Raw genomic sequence first — 20,043 nt, forward strand, 5'->3', positions numbered from 1 at the left:
GCCGCTCAGCCGGCCTTGCGGGCCTCGACGAGCTCGGTGACCGCGTGCGTCGGGGCGCGGAGCCCCAGCACCTCGGCGAGGAACGCGCCGGTGTGGCTGCCCTCGGCGCGCGCGACCTGCTCGGGCGTGCCCGTCGCGATGATCTGGCCGCCCCCGGATCCGCCCTCGGGACCGAGGTCGATCACCCAGTCGGAGGATTTGATGACGTCGAGGTTGTGCTCGATGACGATGACGGTGTTGCCCTTGTCGACGAGCCCGTTGAGCACTTCGAGGAGCTTGCGCACGTCTTCGAAGTGCAGACCCGTCGTCGGCTCGTCGAGCACGTAGATCGACCGGCCGTTCGTGCGCCGCTGCAGCTCGGTGGCGAGCTTCACGCGCTGCGCCTCGCCGCCCGACAGCGTCGTGGCGGACTGGCCGAGCCGCACGTAGCCGAGACCGACGTCAACGAGCGTCTTCAGGTAGCGGTGGATGGCCTGGATCGGCTCGAAGAACTCGGCTGCCTCGGCGATCGGCATCTCGAGCACCTCGGCGATGTTCTTGCCCTTGTAGTGCACCGCGAGGGTGTCGCGGTTGTACCGCTTGCCATGGCAGACCTCGCAGTCGACGTACACGTCGGGCAGGAAGTTCATCTCGATCTTGATCGTGCCGTCGCCCGAGCAGGCCTCGCAGCGGCCACCCTTGACGTTGAAGCTGAACCGGCCCGGCTGGTAGCCGCGCACCTTGGCCTCGGGCGTCTCACTGAACAGCGTCCGGATGCGGTCGAACACCCCGGTGTAGGTCGCCGGGTTCGACCGCGGCGTGCGGCCGATCGGCGCCTGGTCGACGTGCACGACCTTGTCGAGGTTGTCGAGCCCGGTCACGCGCGTGTGCTTGCCGGCGACCCGGCGGGCGCCGTTGAGACGCGTCGCGAGGACCTGGTAGAGGATGCCGTTGACCAGCGAGGACTTGCCCGAGCCGCTGACTCCCGTGACCGCGGTGAGCACACCGAGCGGGAAGTCGGCCGTCACGTTCTTGAGGTTGTTCTCGCGCGCGCCGACGACCGTCACCTGACGCTTCTTGTCGATCTTGCGGCGCTTCTTCGGGGTGGGGATGGAGCGCCGGCCCGACAGGTAGTCGCCGGTGATCGAATCCGGGTCGGCCAGCAGCTCGCCGATCGGGCCGGAGTGCACGACCTCGCCGCCGTTGACGCCGGCGCCGGGGCCGATGTCGACCACCCAGTCGGCGGCGTGGATCGTCTCTTCGTCGTGCTCGACCACGATGAGGGTGTTGCCGAGGTCGCGCAGCGCCACGAGGGTCTCGATGAGACGGCGGTTGTCACGCTGGTGGAGGCCGATCGACGGCTCGTCGAGCACGTACAGCACGCCGGTCAGGCCGGAGCCGATCTGAGTCGCGAGCCGGATGCGCTGCGCCTCGCCGCCGGAGAGCGTCGCTGCGGCGCGGCTCAGGCTCAGGTAGTCGAGGCCGACGCGGATGAGGAAGTCCAGCCGGAGGCGGATCTCGCGCAGCACCTGCGCGGCGATCGTCGCCTCGCGGTCGGTGAGCGTGAGCTTGGCGAAGTACTCCCGCGCCTCGCCCAGGCTCAGGCGCGAGGCATCCGCGATGGAATGCCCGTGCACCTGCACGGCCAGCACCTCGGGCTTGAGCCGGGCGCCGTCGCACACGGGGCACGGCACCTCGCGGAGGTACTCCGCCCAGCGCTGACGCTGCGTGTCGGACTCGGCCTGCGTGTACTGCCGCTCGATGTAGGGAACGACGCCCTCGAAGCCCGACGAGTAGCGCATCTCGCGGCCGTAGCGGTTCTTCCACCGCACGGTGACCTTGTAGTTCTCACCGCGCAGCACGGCCTCGCGGACCTCGGACGGAAGCCTCTTCCAGGGCGTGTCGAGCGAGAAGGCGAGATCGTTCGCGAGTCCTTCGAGCAGGCGCTCGTAGTACTGGAAGAGTCCCTTGCCCTGGGTCGTCCACGGGATGAGGACGCCCTCGCGGATCGACAGGTCTTCGTCGCCCAGCATGAGCTCGACGTCGACCGACATGCGCGTGCCGAGACCCGAGCACGCGGGGCACGCGCCGAACGGCGCGTTGAACGAGAACGTGCGCGGCTCGATCTCGGTGAGCTGCAGCGGGTGGCCGTTCGGGCACGCGAGCTTCTCGGAGAAGGACTGCCACGCGGCATCCCCCTCCTCATCGACGAAGTTGACCTGCACGACGCCGCCCGCGAGCGACAGCGCGGTCTCGACGGAGTCGGTGACGCGGTCCAGGATGCCGGGAGCCGCGACGAGACGGTCGACCACGACCGCGATGTCGTGCTTGTAGCTCTTCTTGAGCGCCGGCGGCTCGGCGAGCTGGATCAGCTCGCCGTCGACGATGGCCCGGGCGTAGCCCTTCGCGCCGAGCTCCTTGAAGAGGTCGACGAACTCGCCCTTCTTCTGTGTGACGACGGGGGCGACGATCTGGTAGCGGGTGCGCTCGGGCAGCTCAATGAGCTGGTCGGCGATCTGCTGCACCGTCTGGCGCTGGATGACGGCCCCGCACTCGGGACAGTGGGGCACGCCGATCCGCGCCCACAGCAGACGCATGTAGTCGTGGATCTCGGTGATCGTGCCGACCGTCGACCGCGGGTTGCGGTTCGTGGATTTCTGGTCGATCGACACAGCGGGACTCAGGCCCTCGATGAAGTCGACGTCGGGCCTGTCGACCTGCCCCAGGAACTGCCGGGCGTAAGCGCTCAGCGACTCGACGTAGCGGCGCTGGCCCTCGGCGAAGATCGTGTCGAACGCCAGACTCGACTTGCCCGAGCCCGACAGGCCGGTGAAGACGACGAGCGAATCGCGCGGGATGTCGAGATCGACATCCTTGAGGTTGTGCACGCGGGCACCGCGGACGCTGAGCTTTCCGCCGGCACCGCCGACGGAGTTTCCGGGCATGTTCGCGGGCAGGGCGACAGGGACGATGGGCACCCGACAAGTCTAGGTGGGGCCTCCGACACGAGGGCTGGGAGCTGTTCGCCGTAGGCGAAGGGGCGGTACCGCGGGCCCCGGATCAGCGGGCGCCGGCGAAGGGCTGCAGCGCGTCCCGGAGCGCCAGGAGCGCCGCGGCATCCGTCCCGACGCTCGCCATCACCTTGCCGGGGACCTCCAGCGCCTGGGCGCGAAGACGCCGGCCGGCCTCCGTGAGGCGGACGTCGAGCACCCGCTCGTCGTCGTCGCGACGCGAACGGGTGACGAGGTCCTGCGCCTCGAGGCGCTTCACGAGGGGCGACAGCGTCGCGGGCTCCAGCGCGAGCTCGGCGGCGAGCTCGCGCAGCGAGCGGGGCGACCGCTCCCACAGCGCGAGCATCACGAGGTACTGCGGGTGCGTGAGGCCGAGCGGCTCGAGGATCGGCCGGTACAGCCCGACGACGTTGCGCGCCGCGGTCACGAGCGCGAAGCAGACCTGGTTGTCGAGCTTGAGCAGGTCGTCGGGGCTGAGTTCGGCATTCGTCACCCGATGATCCTATCGCCCACTAATCGTTAGTACACTAAGGAACATGCCAGACACGGATGCCCCCACCCCCGACCGCCGTCCGCTCCGCGAGCGCGTGCGCGAAGCGGGCGGCTGGTACGCGTTCCTGAACACGAATCTCATCCGTGTCGCCGGCCCCGCCGCCGTCGGCCCCTACGAGACGACTCCCCCGCCGAGTCAGGCGGAACGGGCCGAGCGCGCGTGCCCGCTCTGCGGCGCGCCGATCTCGCAGCACACGTTCGACCGCTCGGGGCCGAAGCCCCTCATGCACTGCCCGTAGTCCTGGGCGGTCTTCGAGCCACGTCGAAGGCGCGGCCTCAGGCGTGACCCGCGCGCTCCATGGCGCGCAGCTCCTTCTTGAGGTCCTGCACTTCGTCGCGCAGCCGCGCGGCGAGTTCGAACTTCAGTTCGCCGGCCGCCGCGAGCATCTGCTGGCTGAGGTCGGCGATCGTCGCCTCGAGCTGCTCCGCGCCCTCGGCCGCGATGCCCTCGCGCCGCAGCTGGGGGGTCGGGCTCTTGCCGACACCGGACTTGGTCTTCGCTGCCGCCTTGCCCCGCAGCATCCGATCGGTGTCGGACGCCTCGCGCGCGAGCACCTCGGTGATGTCGGCGATGCGCTTGCGCAGCGCCTGGGGTTCGATGCCGTTGGCGGTGTTGTAAGCGATCTGCTTCTCGCGACGCCGGTCGGTCTCTTCAATGGCCTTGGCCATCGAATCGGTCACCTTGTCGGCGTACATGTGCACCTGACCCGAGACGTTGCGGGCCGCGCGACCGATCGTCTGGATGAGCGAGGTGCCGCTGCGGAGGAACCCCTCCTTGTCGGCATCGAGGATCGACACCAGCGAGACCTCGGGCAGGTCGAGGCCCTCGCGCAGCAGGTTGATGCCCACCAGCACGTCGTAGACGCCCGCTCTCAGCTCGCTGAGCAGCTCCACACGGCGCAGCGTGTCGACGTCGGAGTGCAGATAGCGCACGCGCACGCCGTGCTCGCCCAGGAAGTCGGTGAGCTCTTCGGCCATCTTCTTGGTGAGCGTCGTGACGAGCACGCGCTCGTCGCGCTCGACGCGGAGGCGGATCTCTTCGAGCAGGTCGTCGATCTGCCCCTTCGAGGGCTTCACCACGATCTCGGGGTCGACGAGGCCCGTCGGGCGGATGATCTGCTCGACGACGCCGTCGGCGATGCCCATCTCGTACCGGCCCGGAGTCGCCGACAGGTACACCGTCTGCCCGACGCGGTCCTTGAACTCGTCCCACCGCAGCGGCCGGTTGTCGAGCGCGCTGGGCAGCCGGAACCCATGCTCGACGAGTGTGCGCTTGCGCGAGGCGTCCCCCTCGTACATCGCCCCGATCTGCGGGACGGTGACGTGGGACTCGTCGATCACCATGAGGAAGTCGTCGGGGAAGAAGTCGAGCAGCGTGTGCGGCGGCTCGCCGGGCGCGCGCCCGTCCATGTGGCGCGAGTAGTTCTCGATGCCCGAGCAGAACCCGAGCTGCTGCAGCATCTCGAGGTCGAAGGTCGTGCGCATGCGCAGGCGCTGCGCCTCGAGCAGCTTGTTCTGCGACTCCAGCTCTTTGAGCCGGTCCGCGAGCTCGTCTTCGATCGTGCCGATCGCGCGCTGCACCGTCTCGGTGCCGGCGACGTAGTGCGACGCCGGGAAGATGGGCACGCTGTCGAGCCGCTGCACCACATCGCCGGTGAGCGGGTGGAGCATGAACAGCGCCTCGATCTCGTCGCCGAACATCTCGATGCGGATCGCGTACTCCTCGTAGACCGGGATGATCTCGATGGTGTCGCCGCGCACGCGGAAGTTGCCGCGCGAGAAGTCCACGTCGTTGCGGTTGTACTGCATCGCGATGAACTTGCGGATGAGCGCGTCGCGGTCGTAGACCTCGCCGACCTGCAGCGCCACCATGGCCCGCAGGTACTCGTCGGGCGCGCCGAGGCCGTAGATGCACGAGACCGTGCTCACCACGACGACATCGCGGCGGCTGAGCAGCGAGTTCGTCGTCGAGTGGCGCAGCCGCTCCACCTCGGCATTGACGGATGAGTCCTTCTCGATGAAGGTGTCGGTCTGCGGGACGTACGCCTCGGGCTGGTAGTAGTCGTAGTAGCTGACGAAGTACTCCACCGCGTTGTGCGGCATGAGCTCGCGGAACTCGTTCGCCAGCTGCGCGGCCAGCGTCTTGTTGTGGGCCAGCACGAGGGTGGGTCTCTGGACGGCCTCGACCAGCCACGCCGTCGTCGCCGACTTGCCCGTGCCGGTCGCGCCGAGCAGCACGACGTCGGTCTCGCCGGCGTTGATGCGCGCCGCCAGCTCGGCGATCGCCTGGGGCTGGTCGCCCGACGGCGCGAATTCGCTCACGACCTCGAACGGCCGCACGGATCGAGTGGTCTGCACCAATCCAGCGTAGGCGCGACCCCCGACATCGGGGCGGCGTTCGCGACCAGCGGATGCCGCGGACTGCTGTCCGCGCGGGACTCAGCCGCCGAAGCCCCCGCCGCCGTCGAACCCGCCGCCGAAGCCCCCGGCGTCGAATCCGCCGCCGAAACCGCCCCCGTCGAACCCGCCGCCGCCGTCGAACCCGCCACCACCGCCGTCGTAGCCGCCCGAGCCGGGGTCGTACGTGTCGCCGATCCATGCGGGACCGTCGCCCAGCTGCAGGGATCCGGCACCGACGGTGTAGTACGCGGCCACCGAGCTCGACAGCAGGAACTGGTTCGCCACGATGATCAGTGCGCCGGCGTTCACGAGCATCGAGCGCACATCGACGTCGTCGCGCGGGTCGCGGTCCAGGGCGTCGACCGCCGTGCGGGCGGGGTCGGTCACGGCCGCGGCCGCCGCATCCGCTCCCCTGCTCTCGCCACGGCGCGCCTTGTGCTCCTCGGCTCGGCGGACCAGCCGCGCGATGACCGTCGGATCCTCGGCGGCGGCATCGCGTTCCGACTCCGCGAGGAACGGCCGCAGCCGCTCGAACATCTCGCGCCGGCGCTCCGGAGGCACGTCGGCGAAGGCCGACGCATGGGCGCTCTCGATCACGGACGCGGGGAGGGTGTTGAGGAGATAGACGTAGCGCGCGATGCGCTCCTCGTCGGTCGTCGCACCATAGGGCGTCTTGCGGCGCCGGAACCTCGAGAACACGGCCATCGGGTACCTCCTCGATCCGTCTCCAGGCTACGTTCGTGCGGTGCGCTGCGCGACGTGCTCGTCGAGCGAGTCCCACAGCGCGTCGACCTGGCGCCGGGTGCTCTCGAGCGAACCCGCGGTGTCGATCACGACATCGGCGATCCGCAGGCGCGCGTCGTCGGGCACCTGCGACGCGAGGCGGGCGGTCGCGTCCGTCTCGGTCATGCCGCGCAGCTCGACGAGGCGCCCGAGGCGGACGTCCTCGGGCGCGTGCGCCACGACGATGAGCTGCCAGGGGTCGTCGACACGCGCCTCGACGAGCAGCGGCACGTCGTAGACGACGACAGCGTCGGGATCGGCGGCGAACGCCTCCTCGAAGCGGCGCGCCGACTCGGCTCGGACGGCGGGGTGGACGATCCGGTTGAGCTGCGCGATCGCCGCTTCGTCGCCAAACACCCGGCTGCCGAGGGCCGCGCGATCGAGGGATCCGTCGGGGCGCAGCATCCGTTCCCCGAAGGTCTCGGCGATCGCAGCCAGCACGGGAGAGCCCGGCTGCTGCACCTCGCGGACCAGCTGATCGGCGTCGACGACGACGGCGCCGTGCTCCGCGAGACGACGGGCGATCGTGGACTTTCCCGAGGCGATGCCTCCGGTGAGGGCGACGAGCGGCATGGTTCGAGCATGCCACGCCGCACTGAAGCGGCGGGGCGCGGTCCCCTGCAAGCCTGCGCGGTTCCTGAGGCGGGCCTGAGCGGGCGTTGAGGCACCGGAGGTAGCCTCGGGGCACCCGAAGGACAGATCCACCCGTGTGGCACTGGGGAGGGCGGGAGATGAACGCCGGACGCGACATCGTGGCGCCCGACGCGGCACCGCCCCGCTGCACCAGCCGGATCGTCTTGAGGTACGGAAGGGCCGCGTGCGTGGGGACGATTGCGGCCCTGGTCCGTGCACGGAGGACGCGCGCAGGGCGGGTCGTGGGGAAGACTCCCGCCCTCCGCGCGGCCCGTCCAACCGGCGGGGCTGCGGACGCCCGCGAGCAGAGGCACCTGGCCCGAGCCGCCCACGGTCGCATTCCGTGATCGTCGACGGCCTGCCGCACCCGTTCCGAAGCGCGTTCTGGGATATCATGACCGACGTCCATGGTCCGTCGACGGCACCGGACCCGGAGGGTGCATCGGTGGAAGAAGCGCGCGTCGCGGTGGTGATCGAGGACGAGGAAGACATCCGTTCTCTCCTGTCGACCGTGCTCGCCCAGGCGGGCTTCGAGGTGCACGGCGCGGCCAACGGCGCGGACGGCGTCGAACTCGTTCGCGAGCACCGTCCGCTGGTGACCACGCTCGACGTGAACATGCCCGGCATGGACGGCTTCGAGACCGCCAAGCGCATCCGGGCCATCAGCTCGACCTACATCGTGATGCTCAGCGCCCGTACCGAGGAGATCGACGCCCTCCAGGGCCTCGAGGCGGGGGCCGACGACTACGTCGCCAAGCCGTTCCGTCCGCGCGAGCTGCGTGCCCGCATCGACGCCATGCTGCGCCGGCCGCGGCACGTGGCGCCGGCCGACCCCGACGGCCAGAGCGAGAACGCCCCGCCCGAGGGCGTGTGGATCGAGCACCACGGGCTGCGCCTGAACGCCTCGACGCACCTCGTCACCGTCGACGACGAGGATGTCGAGCTGACGCGCAGCGAGTTCGACATCCTCGCCGACCTGCTCATGGCGGGCCGGCGCGTGCGCGCGAAGTCCGATCTCGCCCTGATGCTCCGCGGCGACCAGTACGCGGTCAGTGACTTCGTCTCCGACAGTGACGCCCGCGCGATCGAAGTGCACATGGCGAACCTCCGGCGCAAACTCGGCGAGTCGCCCTCGCAGCCCCGGTGGATCGAGACCGTCCGCGGCGTCGGCTATCGGCTCACCGCCTGACACGTGCTCCGCGGCGGCGCACGGATGCCGCTACTCGCCCTCGTCGACGAGCACCGACGTCTCGACGTTCGCGGCTGCGCGGCTCGCCGCCTCGCGCGCGACGCGGATGAGCTCGGCGGAGTCGTAGCCGGCCGTCTCGCTGAGCGCGACGCCGACGCCGACAACGGGGATCACTCCCCCGCCGACCTTGCCGAGGTCGTCGAAGAGGCCTCGGTAGATCGCGCCCGCCTGCCGGCGCGCCTCCTGCGCGGACGAGACAGCCAGACCGACGACGAGCCCGGTGTGGCCGTCCTGCCCCACGACGGCGTTCGTCGGCGCGTGGTCGCGCACGCCGGTGCGCCACGTCGCCGCCAGTGCCCCGGCGACGTCGCTGCCGAACGCCGTGGAGATCTGGTCGAGGTCGTCCAGGCGCACGGCGGTCACCGCGATCGGCTCCAGGCGCCGCTCGGCACGCCGGCACATGCTCTCGAGCACGACAGCGAAGGAGCCCTCGGTGAGGATGCCCTGCTCCTCGTCCACGGCCCGGGTCTCTCGCAGGTACCCGCGCATCGGAGCACGGCTCGCCCGGAGCACCGAGGTCACGACGACGGCGACGATCGTGAGGGTCACGGTGAGGTAGCTCGTGCTGATCGTGCCGAACGCGGTCTCGAACAGCGCGCTGTCGGGGCCGGAGGTCACGAAGGCCGTGGTGCGCGACACGTAGTACAGCGACTGGAATCCGAGGACCGCCCCCAGCACCCACGCCGTCCGCGACTCCCGCATGTCGCCGCGGAGGCACTCCACCGCCCCTGCGCCGGCGAAGGCGAGCAGCGGCACGAACATCCACAGTGCGCCCGCCCAGTCGCCGCCTGCCCCTCCCTCGACGGCGACGGCCGCGGCCGCGGCGGTCACCGCGACGGCCACGAGGATCGCCGACCAGCGCATGTCGCGCCCGTTGAAGCGGCGGCATCCCAGCCACATGCAGCCGGTGCCCGCGACGAACGCCGCGTTGCCGACGGCGATCGCCCACCACGCGCCCTCCGACTGCACCCAGATCGTGTACGCGAGGGTGGTGAGCATCGCCGCGAGGAAGGCGATCGCCCAGATGCGCCCCGCGCCCTCGTCCCGTCGCAACAGCGTCTCGAGGATGAACAGCACGCCGCTGACGTTGACGACCAGAGCGGTCATGATGAGCACGCTCGCCAGATCGAGGGTCATCCTTCTTCTCCTTCCGGGGCGACCGCGGGCAGCTTCACGATGAAGGTGGAGCCGACGCCGGGCGCACTGTGGAGCGCGAGCTCGCCGCCGTGCGCGCGCACGATGTCGCGGGTGATCGCGAGGCCGAGGCCGGTACCCGATCTGCGCTCGCCTCCCGCCTTGTAGTAGCGCTGGAAGAGACGCGAACGGTCGGCGTCCGAGATGCCCACGCCGGTGTCGCGCACCAGGATCCAGCTCGACGTGCCGTCGGTCGTCGTGCCGACGAACACCGTGCCGCCGTCCTTGTTGTAGGCGATGGCGTTCGACACGAGATTGTCGACGACCTGCCGCAGCCGCAGCGGGTCGGCCCACGCGGTCGCGGGCTCGAGGCCCGTCTCGTCGATCGTGATCGCCCGGGCGGCGGCCCGCGGGAGGGCGTCGGCCGCCGCGCCGCGCATGAGGTCTCGCGCATCGAGGAGCTGAGGGGCGAGGGATGCCTCGACCGACGACGGCGACGAACTCGACGCGGCGAGGATGTCGGCCACGATGCGCAGCAGTCGCTCCGCGTTGCGCTCGGCCACGTCGAGGCTGGCGCGCACCGCGTCGGGGGTGTCGGGATCCTCGATGGCGAGGTCGAGATAGCCCAGGATCGAGGTGAGCGGCGTCCGCAGCTCGTGCGACACCGAGGCCACCAGGTCGTCGCGCGCGCGGAGGGCGCTGAGCTCGGCGGTCACGTCGCGCGAGACGACCACGGCACCGGCGTCGGCGCCGTCGGGATCGATGAGGCGACGCGCGGTGATCGTGAGCGCCCGGCGCGGTCCGGGCTCTGCCCCGAACCACACCACCTGGTCGTCGAACGCCTCGCCGCGGCGCGCACGTTCGAGGGGGAGCTCGTCGGGCGGCAGCGGGGAGGTGCCGTCATCGCGGAAGGCCGGCACCTCGATGCCGTCGGGGTCGAGCTCGAACCCCTGCAGGAGCCTGCCGTGGGCCTCGTTCGTGACCGCGACGCGGCCGCTCGTGCCCATCCGCACCACGCCGAAGTCGACGGCGTCCAGCACCTCCGTGACGACCTGCTCCTGACGCCGGGTGCGCGCGAGCACGCTCGCCAGCAGTGCCGACTGCTTGGCCAGCAGCATGCGCTGCGCGTCCGACCGGCGCGCGTTGAGGTGGCTGGTGGCGGCGACGGCGACGATCACGAGCGGCAGCAGGAACGTCCGGTACGTGACCTCGGTGGCGCTGAGCGCCGTCAGCACGCTGACGATCCCCGCGATCGCCACGATCACGCCGAACAGCCCGAGCAGCCCGAACCCGCCGGCGAGCCAGGTCGCGGGGAAGATCCACAGCAGTCCCAGCACCGTGTCGGGCGCTGCGATCTGCATGAGGGTGATGGCGACGATGTCGACGGAGGGAACCACGGCGACCCACCCGTACGGCAGGCGACCCCAGGGCACCACGAGCGTGGCGGCCGTCACTGCGACCACGAGGACGACCCCCAGGAAGAACAGCAGCTGCTCGCCGCCGAACGGCCCGATCGCCACGAGCACCCCGAGGACGAACACCACTGCGGTCAGCAGCAGCTGGTTGAGCATCGCGGTGCGACCGCGCGTGCGGTCGGCTCCCTCCGGCGCGGTCCCGCCCGTGCGGGATCGCGCCGCAGGCGCTCCCGGCTCGCCCGGCGTCGCGGCGCTCATACCGCGACGGTAACGGATGCCGCACCCCTGCGCCCGAACGGCGCGCTCGGCGCCGCCCACCGGGTGCGCGAACGCGGGGCCCGATCGCCCGGCGCCGGGTCAGAAGCCGAAGTCGCCGAAGTCCCCGAATCCGCCCATGTCGCCGGCTGCGGCGTCGCCGCCCCAGCCCGAGCCCGGGTCGCCGCCCCAGCCGGCCCCCGAGTCGGCGCCCGCGTCCGCGGGGCCCGTCTCGCCGGAGCCGCCGTCGGCGGTGGAGGCGTCCTCGTAGCCCTGGTCGTCGGCGAAGCCGGGCGCCAGGAACGAGCTCACCAGAGCCGAGCCGATGACGTAGCCGACCACCGTGCCGAGGATCGACGAGCCGAGCATGGAGCCGAAGGAAGGACCCTGGCGCTGAGGACCCAGCGTGCGCTCCATGAAACCGGGGTCGGTGTACTCCGCGCGGGTCGCCGCGCGGGCCATCGCCCGCGGATCCGTCGAACGCGGCTGCTCCTGCCGAGGGAGCCCCGCCGAGAGCTCGGCGAGCACCTGCTGGCGCTGCGGCTCCGTCAGCTTCGCGAAGGCCTCGGCGTGCACCTGCTCGATCGTCTCGGGCGGCGCGGTCTTGAGCAGGTACCGGTAGCGCTCGATGGCGATCTCGTCCTCGCTCCGGGGCGGCTGCATGCCCGGCCCCTGGGCGCCGTAGCGGTTCTGCGGAACGGGCGGCGCCTGGCGCGCGTCATCCGTGCTTCCGAACAGTCGGTCGAGGAATCCCATGTGCTGCTCCGTCGTCTGCGAGTGCGGGGTGGATCCTCACGCTAGGCGCGCTTCCTCGGAAGGTGCTGGAGGATCCTCCCTCGTTCTCGCAGAGCGTACGGCGTCACCCGCGTGCCGCGAGCGCCTCGCTCAGCCACCGCGCATGCAGCTGCCACGGATCGTCGACGCCGGCCGCGAGCACGGCGATGTGCGCGGTGAGCGCGTCGGAGCGACGGAACCACTCCGTGCCCGGGAACCGATCCGCCGCGAACTGCACGTGCCGCCGCTGCTCGAGCGCGCGCCCGCCGCGCTCGAACGCCAGCAGCTCGTCATGCCAGATGGCGCCGAAGCGCTGCCGTGGATTCCCGCTCGTTCCGATCTTCACGCGGTCGTCGTAGCGCAGGTAGTACACGACGTCGACGCGCGGCGGTGCGATGTCGTCGTCGGGCAGGTCGCCGTAGCGCCACTCGCACACCGCGCACAGCCAGCCCGACGGATAGCGGACCCCCAGCCGCGAGCCGCACAGCCGGCACGGCGAGGGCAGCGCGTCGGTGACGCCGTACTGGGCGTCCGCCCACTCCCCCGCCGCCGCGAGGTGCGCCTCGCACAGCGCGACCGGCGCATCCGCAGCCACGGGACCGCGGCAGCCGTCGTCGTCCACGAGACATCGCGCGGCGTGAGGATTCACTGGCACAGAGCGACGGTACCGGGGACCTCCGACGCCCGGAAACGCGAAAGGCCGCCACCCCCGCAGAAGCGGTGGTGACGGCCTTTCGAACCAGACGGTTCAGCGAACCGGGCGGCTCAGCTCAGGATCAGCGACCCGAGAGCTTCTCGCGGAGGGCGGCGAGGGCCTCGTCGTCAGCCAGCGTGCCCGCGGGGCCGCTGTCGGACGAGTACGAGGACGCGCCGGTCTCGACCGGAGCGGCGGCCTCGGCCTCGAGGGCCTTGATGACGGCAGCCTTGTGGGCCTCCCAGCGAGCGTGGGCGGCGGCGTACTCCTGCTCCCACTTCTCGCGCTGCTCGTCGAAGCCTTCGAGCCAGGCGTTGGTCTCGGGGTCGAAGCCCTCGGGGTACTTGTACTCGCCGTGCTCGTCGTACTCCGTGACCATGCCGTAGAGGGCGGGGTCGAACTCGGTGCCGTGCGGGTCGACCGACTCGTTCGCCTGCTTGAGCGAGAGCGAGATGCGGCGACGCTCGAGGTCGATGTCGATGATCTTGACGAAGACCTCTTCGCCGACCGACACGACCTGCTCGGCGAGCTCGACGTGCTTGCCCGACAGCTCCGAGATGTGCACGAGGCCCTCGATGCCGTCCGCGACGCGGACGAACGCGCCGAACGGAACGAGCTTGGTGACCTTGCCCGGCGCGACCTGACCGATCGCGTGGGTGCGGGCGAAGACCTGCCACGGGTCCTCCTGCGTCGCCTTCAGCGACAGCGAGACGCGCTCGCGGTCGAGGTCCACCTCGAGGATCTCGACGGTGACCTCCTGGCCGACCTCGACGACCTCGGACGCGTGCTCGATGTGCTTCCACGAGAGCTCCGAGACGTGGACGAGACCGTCGACGCCACCGAGGTCGACGAACGCACCGAAGTTGACGATCGACGAGACCGTGCCCTTGCGGACCTGGCCCTTGTGGAGGTTGTTGAGGAACGTGGTGCGCGACTCGGACTGCGTCTGCTCGAGCAGGGCGCGGCGCGACAGCACGACGTTGTTGCGGTTCTTGTCGAGCTCGAGGATCTTCGCCTCGATCTCCTGGCCGAGGTACGGCGTGAGGTCGCGGACGCGGCGGAGCTCGATGAGCGATGCGGGGAGGAAGCCACGCAGGCCGATGTCGACGATCAGACCACCCTTGACGACCTCGATCACGGAGCCGGTGACCACACCGTCGTTCTCCTTGATCTTCTCGACGTCGCCCCACGCACGCTCGTACTGAGCGCGCTTCTTGGAGAGGATGAGGCGGCCTTCCTTGTCCTCCTTCTGGAGAACGAGGGCTTCGACCTCGTCGCCGACCTTGACGACCTCGTTGGGGTCGACGTCGTGCTTGATGGAGAGCTCACGCGAGGGGATGACGCCCTCGGTCTTGTAACCGACGTCGAGGAGGACCTCGTCGCGGTCGATCTTCACCACGGTGCCCTCGATGAGGTCGCCGTCGTTGAAGAACTTCAGGGTCTTCTCGACCGCGGCCAGGAAGTCCTCGGCAGATCCGATGTCGTTGATCGCGACCTGCTTGGTGGCCGGGGCGGTCGTTGCGGTAGTCATGTAGTGGGTTGTCCTTGTTGGGGTTGTGTGTCGGGCCCCGGCTTTCAGCGGCTTCCCCCCGCGCGAGCGCGAACGGATGCCTCGAGCCGAGGCGAAGCGGATTTTCTTGCGATGCCACTCGGACCCTTGCGGGCCCGGTCACCGGCGCGAGCCGGCACTCAGGCGTGGCGAAACAGCCACACGAGTGACGCTCCAGGGTATCAGAACGACCGGGTCGCTCGCGATGTTCCCGATCGCCCCGAAATGCCCGGTCCCTCGCCCTCGGCATCCCGCTCGGATCAGCGGGGAAGCTCGATCGGCGCGGTGTTCGTGCGGTCGGGGTCGAAGGGCGCCGGCGACGAGGTGGCCTCTCCGCGCAGCTGAGCCAGCCGCTCATCCTCGCGGCGCTGCGCATCGGCGAGCCAGTCCCACCCCGATGTCGTGGACCCGTGCCGCACATCGGGAACCGGAGCGGTCGGGTTGCGGTCGTCGGAGACCGGCACGACGGTGATCGATGCCGGGGGCTCCGGTCGCGGCGGTGCCGGGGCAGCGAACGGCGCACCGGCGAACTGGTCGCCTCGACCCGCGGCGCCGCGCAGGCCCGCCTGCTGGATCACGCGCTGGATCGTGAGACCGCGCTGGTCGGGATCGCCGACGTACTTGATCTCACGAAGCCCCTGTTCCTGCGCGGCCGACTCGAACACGAAGTGGCCGTAGCCGAAGATGCGGCCGACGAGGGGCTTGTAGACGGAGATGTCGAGGATCCGCGCGAGGGGCATCGTCGCGATGCGCTGCGACAGGATGCCGTGCACGCGGAAGACCCGCATGTTCGTGATGACGAAGCGGTCGGTGTGCTGCTCGAAGATCCGCCAGATCGCGTGCACGGTCACCGCGCCGCCCAGCAGCGCCGGCACCCACCACGCCTGCGCCGGCACGAAGAAGCCGAGAAGGAGCACGACGATGCCGCCGAACAACTCGAGCACCGCCGAGACCGTGGCGGCCCAGTGCTTGCGGACCTCGTCGACGACGTGCTCTCCCTGATCCGAGATCAGGTGCTTCTCGATCCGCGGATCGAACATGCTCAGCCCTGTGCGAGAGCCGTCAAGAAGTCGACCACGGCGACACCGGCGCCCCAGACGGCGCCGACCGCGCCCTGCACCGCGTTCGCCGCGTCCTGCGGGCGGGTGATGAGGTAGAACGCCGCGAACGCGATGACGAGCACCACGACGATGCGCTTGATCAGCTTCACGGTCCGGGTTCCCTTCGACTTCCTGCTGTTCTACCGCACGAACACCCTCCCACACGCAGGCGCGCGGGCGCGTCGCGAATCGCGGCCCCGTGTGCCGACGGGCCGCGAGACGCACTCAGGGCCGCAGCAGCACCTTCGTCGCGCGGCGCTCGTCCATCGCAGCATAGGCCTCCGCGGCGTCCTCGAGCGGGAGCTCGAGGTCGAACACGCGGCCCGGTTCGATCGCGCCCGAACGGACGTCGGGGAGCAGCTCCTCGATGTAGCCGCGCACCGGTGCGACGCCGCCGTTCACGCCCACGTTGCGGTTGAACATCTGCCGTACCGGCAGCTCGGGTCCGCCGTTCGGCACGCCGACGTAGCCGACCATCCCGCCGGGGCGCGTCGAGCGCAGCGCCTGGTCCATCGATTCCTTGGTGCCGACGCACTCGAGCACGCGGTCGGCCCCGATGCCGCCGGTGAGCGCGCGCACCGCCTCGACGCCGGCGTCGCCACGCTCCTCGACGACGTGCGTGGCGCCGAATTCGCGCGCGAGCGCCTGCCGCTGCGGGTGCCGCGACATCGCGATGATCGTGGTGGCTCCGAGGCGCTTGGCCGCGATGATCGCGCAGAGGCCGACTGCGCCGTCGCCCACGACGGCGACCGAATCGCCCGGACCGACGCCCGCGGAGACCGCGGCGTGATGGCCGGTCCCCATGACGTCGCTGAGGGTCAGCAGGCCCGGGACCTCGGCATCGGCCACGGGCCCCGGAACGACGGCGAGGGTGCCGTCGGCGAGCGGGACGCGCACGCGCTCGCCCTGGCCGCCGTCGGCGAAGCCGCCGAAGCGGTCGTCGCTGCCCCACCATCCGCCGTTCAGGCACGACGTGCTCACGCCGTTGCGGCAGTTCGCGCAGGTGCCGTCGCATACGTAGAACGGCGCGATCACGAAGTCGCCGGGGCGCACCACCTCGACGTCGGCGCCCACCTCCTCGACGATGCCGACGAACTCGTGGCCGATGCGGTGCGGTTCGGGCGTGGGCGTGACGCCGCGGTACGGCCACAGGTCGGAGCCGCACACGCAGGCGGCCACGACGCGCACGATCGCGTCGGCGCCGGTGGACAGGGCGGGGTCGGGGACGTCCTCGACACGGATGTCCCGGGCAGCGTGGATGACGGTGGCGCGCATGACACGAGCCTAGAACGGCGGGCGCCTGCCGAAGGCCGCTGGCACGATGGACCCATGTGGATCGGATGGATGGAGTTCGACCTGCTGCTCGGCGACGTCCGCTCGCTCAAAGAGAAGCGCAGCGTGCTGCGCCCGCTCATCGCCGAGCTGAGCAGGCGCACCGAGGCGGCCGCCGCCGAGGTCGGCGAGCACGACCTGCATCGCCGAGCCAGGATCGGCGTCTCGATCGTGGCGTCGGGGTCGTCGCACGTGCGCGACGTGCTCGACCACGCCGAGCGCCTCGTCGCCGACCACCCCGAGGTGACCCTGCTCTCGGCCCGCCGCGGCCTGCACTCCAGCGAGGACTGATTCAGCCCGCGATCGCGTGGCCGATGACCTCGTCGCCGCCGCCGAACCGGATGGTCCGACCGATCGTCGTGTCGTCCGCGATGGTCGCGGCGATCGCCGCGGCCACGTCGGCACGCGCGACAGCGCCGCCGTCATCCGGATCGAGCGCGATGCGCCCGGTGGGCGGATCCGGCGTGAGCGTACCCGGCGCGAGGATGGTCCAGTCGAGCGCGCTCGCGGCGAGATGTGCGTCGGCCGCCCACTTGGCGTCGGCGTACGGGAAGAACGACGCGTCCGGCGCGATGCCGTGATCGGCCCGCGAGCCGATCCACGACACCATCACGTAGCGCAGCACGTCGGCGGCCAGAGCGGCCTCCATCGAGCGGATGGCGGCATCGCGATCGACCGCATATGTGCGCAGCGGGTTGCCGCCGCCGGCCCCCGCGGACCAGATCACGACGTCGTTGCCGGCGACGATGTTCGTGAGCTGGCCGACATCGAGCGCCTCGATGTCGGCCGCGAGCGGCTGCGCGCCGGTCGCGGCGACATCGGCCTCGTGGTCGGCGTTGCGGATGACGGCCGTCACGGTGTGCCCCTGCGCCGCGAGCAGCGGTTCCAGCAGCAGCGCGACCCGGCCGTGGCCGCCGAAGATCAGGATGCGGGCCATGAGTCCCCCTTCGTCGTGCGCTCCACGCTACGCCGCGGCCGCTGTGTCGCGCATCACGCGACGAGCGCGGCGATGCCCGCGATGACGGACGCCGCCGCCAGCGCCAGCGCGATGGCGATGAGCACCGCGTGCACGACGAGGAAGCGGGTCGCCTTGCCCTGCGCATCGTGGGCGCGGGGGTCCTTCGCGACCCGGCGGTAGAACGTCGGCCAGACCAGGATGTTGAAGGCGGCGTTCAGGAACAGCAGTACGGCGAGCAGCGTCACACCCTCGAGCCTAGGCGGCGAGCGCGACGGGATCGGCGACGATCGCACGGACCGCGTCACGGCCCGCGCGGTTCGCACCCACCGTCGACTGCGACGGGCCGTAGCCGATGAGGAACAGGCGCGGCTCGTCGATCGAGCGCCCGTTCTCGACACGGAATCCGCCCTCGGGCGTGCGCAGGCGCAGCGGCGCGAGGTGGTCGAGCGCGGGCCGGAACCCGGTGGCCCACAGGATGACGTCGGCGCGCTCGAACGCGCCGTCGGGCATGCGGACCCCGTCCTCTTCGATCGAGGCGAACATCGGATGCCGTACCAGCACGCCGCGCGCCTCGGCGGCCCGCGCCCACGGCGTCCAGTGCATGCCGGTCACCGAGATGACGCTGCCGGGCGGGAGGCCACGGCGGACGCGATCCTCGACGCCGGCGATGGCGGCCACCCTGGCCGGGATGTCGAAGTCCTCCTCGGCCCATTCCGGTTCGCGGCGCGTCACCCAGAAGGTGTCGGCGACATGGGAGATCTCGTCCAGCAGCTGCACCGCAGAGACTCCCGCGCCGACGATGACGACGCGCTTGCCGCGGAACTCCTCGGCCGAGACGTAGTCGCCGACGTGCAGCTGCCGTCCGCGGAACCGCTCCTGACCGGGGTACCGCGGCCAGAACGGACGCGTCCACGTACCCGTCGCGTTGATCACGAAGCGCGTGGCCCACGCGCCGCGGTCGGTCTCCACCACCAGCCGGCCGCTGGGGTCGTCGTCGGCGCGGCGCACCGCCTTCACCTGCACCGGCCGGAGCACGTCGAGAGCGAAGCGGTCCTCGTACTCCGCGAAGTACGCGGGAAGGATGTCGCGGCTCGCGGCCGCCGGATCCGCCGGCGGCACCGCGAACCCGGGCAGCTCGTGGATGCCGTTCACCGTCGCCATGCGCAGCGAGGGCCAGCGATGCTGCCACGCTCCCCCGGGCTCCGGGTTCGCGTCGACCACGAGGAAGGTCTGATCCGTGGCGTCCGCGCGCTCGAGCGGGACGAAGCCGCGGCGCTGCAGATGATAGGCGGCGGAAAGTCCTGCCTGCCCCGCGCCGATCACGACGACGTCGACGGGTGCGGCCTCCATGCCGGGCACAACGGCGATCGGCCCGCGGGGATTCCCGCGGGCCGATCGGACGAGGTACGGGTCAGTTCAGCGCGCGCGTGGAGGCGGGGATGACGCCGTCCGCGTAGAGCTCGGCGGCGACATCCTGCAGCGCTGTCAGGGCGACGCGCTGCGTCATGGGGCCGTACGAGATGCGGGCGACACCCAGCGCCTCGTACTCCCTCGCCGACAGGGCGCCGGGCAGGCCGATCACGCTGATCTTGCGCTCGCCGATCCCCTCGACGAGCTGCCGGGTGATGTCGGCGTTGAGGATGCCGGGCACGAACACGAGGTCGGCACCGGCGGAGAGGTAGGCGCGGCCGCGTTCGATCGCGTCGGCGATCGACTCCTCGAGCGGGCGCTTGCCGGCGCGCACGAACGCGTCCGTGCGGGCGTTCAGGACGAAGGGCACGCCCTCCGCGGCACCGGCCGCGATGATCGCCTCGACGTTGGCGACGGCTTCGGCGAGCGGCACGAGGCGGTCCTCGACGTTGGCGCCGACGACGCCCTTGCCGATGGCGCGACGCACGGTCTCGCCCGGATCGCCGTACCCTGCGTCGAGGTCGGTGCTCACCGGCAGGTCGCCGACGGCCTCGACGATGCGGCCGACCATGTCGAGCATCGTCTCGAGCGGGATCTGCCCGTCGGGGTAGCCGAAGGTCGCGGCGATCGAGTGGCCGGCCGTCGCGATGGCGCGGGTCTCGGGGAGGGCGGCGACGGTGCGGGCCGACACCGCGTCCCACACGTTCACCACGCGCAGGATCTCGGGGGCGGCGTGCAGTCGGGCGAGGGTCTGTGCTTTCTCAGCCTGAGTGGTCATGGTTGCCACGCTATCGGCGCTCGGGACCCTCGGGACG

At 71.0% G+C, this 20,043-nt stretch carries 20 protein-coding genes; 3 read left to right on the top strand and 17 right to left on the bottom strand.

Translation table 11 applies throughout. From position 1 onward, the window contains the following. Positions 1-5: 5 nt before the first annotated feature. Both uvrA and RS82_RS09790 read right to left on the bottom strand, forming a co-directional pair. Positions 6-2,957, bottom strand: a complete 2,952-nt coding sequence (gene uvrA / locus RS82_RS09785; RefSeq protein WP_396653199.1) for an excinuclease ABC subunit UvrA — start codon at positions 2,955-2,957, stop codon at positions 6-8. A gap of 82 nt (positions 2,958-3,039) precedes the next feature. Continuing rightward, entirely contained in the window at positions 3,040-3,483 is a 444-nt protein-coding gene (locus RS82_RS09790; protein ID WP_045298854.1) for a MarR family winged helix-turn-helix transcriptional regulator, read from the bottom strand. 43 nt (positions 3,484-3,526) lie between these two features. Between RS82_RS09790 and RS82_RS09795 the strand changes: the two genes are divergently transcribed. Next, positions 3,527-3,781 (top strand): hypothetical protein, encoded by a 255-nt coding sequence (locus tag RS82_RS09795; protein WP_045298856.1) that lies wholly within the window; start codon positions 3,527-3,529, stop codon positions 3,779-3,781. Positions 3,782-3,818: 37 nt separating this feature from the next. Here RS82_RS09795 and uvrB read toward each other — a convergent pair whose 3' ends face one another. The 3 genes from uvrB to coaE all read right to left on the bottom strand — a co-directional run bounded on the left by uvrB (position 3,819) and on the right by coaE (position 7,298). Continuing rightward, the gene (uvrB, locus tag RS82_RS09800; RefSeq protein WP_045298859.1) at positions 3,819-5,900 is read right to left on the bottom strand and encodes an excinuclease ABC subunit UvrB; all 2,082 of its coding nucleotides are present in this window, start codon (positions 5,898-5,900) and stop codon (positions 3,819-3,821) included. Between the two features lie 81 nt (positions 5,901-5,981). Further along, positions 5,982-6,647 carry a hypothetical protein gene (locus tag RS82_RS21650; RefSeq protein WP_045298861.1) on the bottom strand — a complete coding sequence of 222 codons (666 nt, stop codon included), beginning with the start codon at positions 6,645-6,647 and terminating at the stop codon, positions 5,982-5,984. A gap of 27 nt (positions 6,648-6,674) precedes the next feature. Continuing rightward, positions 6,675-7,298 carry a dephospho-CoA kinase gene (gene coaE, locus RS82_RS09810; RefSeq protein ID WP_045298863.1) on the bottom strand — a complete coding sequence of 208 codons (624 nt, stop codon included), beginning with the start codon at positions 7,296-7,298 and terminating at the stop codon, positions 6,675-6,677. Positions 7,299-7,803: 505 nt separating this feature from the next. Between coaE and RS82_RS09815 the strand changes: the two genes are divergently transcribed. After that, a complete protein-coding gene (locus RS82_RS09815; RefSeq protein ID WP_045299176.1) occupies positions 7,804-8,547 on the top strand; it encodes a response regulator transcription factor in 744 nt (247 codons plus the stop codon). A gap of 30 nt (positions 8,548-8,577) precedes the next feature. On the opposite strand, the gene RS82_RS09820 is transcribed toward RS82_RS09815, so the two are convergent. The 8 genes from RS82_RS09820 to RS82_RS09850 form a co-directional block, all read right to left on the bottom strand. Next, a complete protein-coding gene (locus tag RS82_RS09820; RefSeq protein WP_045298865.1) occupies positions 8,578-9,744 on the bottom strand; it encodes a hypothetical protein in 1,167 nt (388 codons plus the stop codon). Next, a complete protein-coding gene (locus RS82_RS09825) occupies positions 9,741-11,414 on the bottom strand; it encodes a sensor histidine kinase (RefSeq protein ID WP_045298867.1) in 1,674 nt (557 codons plus the stop codon). The genes RS82_RS09820 and RS82_RS09825 overlap by 4 nt, the downstream gene beginning before the upstream one ends. Before the next feature lie 99 nt (positions 11,415-11,513). After that, positions 11,514-12,167, bottom strand: a complete 654-nt coding sequence (locus RS82_RS09830) for a hypothetical protein (RefSeq protein ID WP_045298869.1) — start codon at positions 12,165-12,167, stop codon at positions 11,514-11,516. 103 nt (positions 12,168-12,270) lie between these two features. After that, a complete protein-coding gene (locus tag RS82_RS09835; protein ID WP_245619574.1) occupies positions 12,271-12,840 on the bottom strand; it encodes a GIY-YIG nuclease family protein in 570 nt (189 codons plus the stop codon). 121 nt (positions 12,841-12,961) lie between these two features. Continuing rightward, the gene (rpsA, locus tag RS82_RS09840; protein WP_045298874.1) at positions 12,962-14,410 is read right to left on the bottom strand and encodes a 30S ribosomal protein S1; all 1,449 of its coding nucleotides are present in this window, start codon (positions 14,408-14,410) and stop codon (positions 12,962-12,964) included. A gap of 278 nt (positions 14,411-14,688) precedes the next feature. Further along, positions 14,689-15,468, bottom strand: coding sequence for a PH domain-containing protein (locus RS82_RS21040; RefSeq protein ID WP_084695558.1), 780 nt, complete (start codon positions 15,466-15,468; stop codon positions 14,689-14,691). Positions 15,469-15,470: 2 nt separating this feature from the next. Next, positions 15,471-15,638 carry a hypothetical protein gene (locus tag RS82_RS21345; protein ID WP_157005503.1) on the bottom strand — a complete coding sequence of 56 codons (168 nt, stop codon included), beginning with the start codon at positions 15,636-15,638 and terminating at the stop codon, positions 15,471-15,473. A 115-nt stretch (positions 15,639-15,753) separates the two neighbouring features. Then, a complete protein-coding gene (locus RS82_RS09850) occupies positions 15,754-16,803 on the bottom strand; it encodes a zinc-dependent alcohol dehydrogenase family protein (protein ID WP_045298876.1) in 1,050 nt (349 codons plus the stop codon). 54 nt (positions 16,804-16,857) lie between these two features. On the opposite strand from RS82_RS09850, the gene RS82_RS09855 reads away from it, so the two are divergent. Further along, positions 16,858-17,151: a DUF503 domain-containing protein gene (locus RS82_RS09855; protein WP_045298878.1), complete on the top strand. Its 294-nt coding sequence runs from the start codon at positions 16,858-16,860 to the stop codon at positions 17,149-17,151. 1 nt (position 17,152) lies between these two features. Here RS82_RS09855 and RS82_RS09860 read toward each other — a convergent pair whose 3' ends face one another. From RS82_RS09860 to RS82_RS09875, 4 genes are all read right to left on the bottom strand, one after another. Further along, the gene (locus tag RS82_RS09860; RefSeq protein WP_045298880.1) at positions 17,153-17,797 is read right to left on the bottom strand and encodes an NAD(P)H-binding protein; all 645 of its coding nucleotides are present in this window, start codon (positions 17,795-17,797) and stop codon (positions 17,153-17,155) included. Between the two features lie 53 nt (positions 17,798-17,850). After that, positions 17,851-18,063: an SCO4848 family membrane protein gene (locus tag RS82_RS09865; protein WP_045298882.1), complete on the bottom strand. Its 213-nt coding sequence runs from the start codon at positions 18,061-18,063 to the stop codon at positions 17,851-17,853. Positions 18,064-18,073: 10 nt separating this feature from the next. Beyond that, a complete protein-coding gene (locus RS82_RS09870) occupies positions 18,074-19,168 on the bottom strand; it encodes an NAD(P)-binding domain-containing protein (RefSeq protein ID WP_045298884.1) in 1,095 nt (364 codons plus the stop codon). A 61-nt stretch (positions 19,169-19,229) separates the two neighbouring features. Next, on the bottom strand, positions 19,230-20,006 hold the full coding sequence (locus tag RS82_RS09875) for an isocitrate lyase/PEP mutase family protein (RefSeq protein WP_045298886.1): 777 nt from the start codon (positions 20,004-20,006) through the stop codon (positions 19,230-19,232). Positions 20,007-20,043: the final 37 nt, after the last annotated feature.

The sequence above is a fragment of the Microbacterium trichothecenolyticum genome (genome assembly GCF_000956465.1).
Classification (GTDB): domain Bacteria; phylum Actinomycetota; class Actinomycetes; order Actinomycetales; family Microbacteriaceae; genus Microbacterium; species Microbacterium trichothecenolyticum.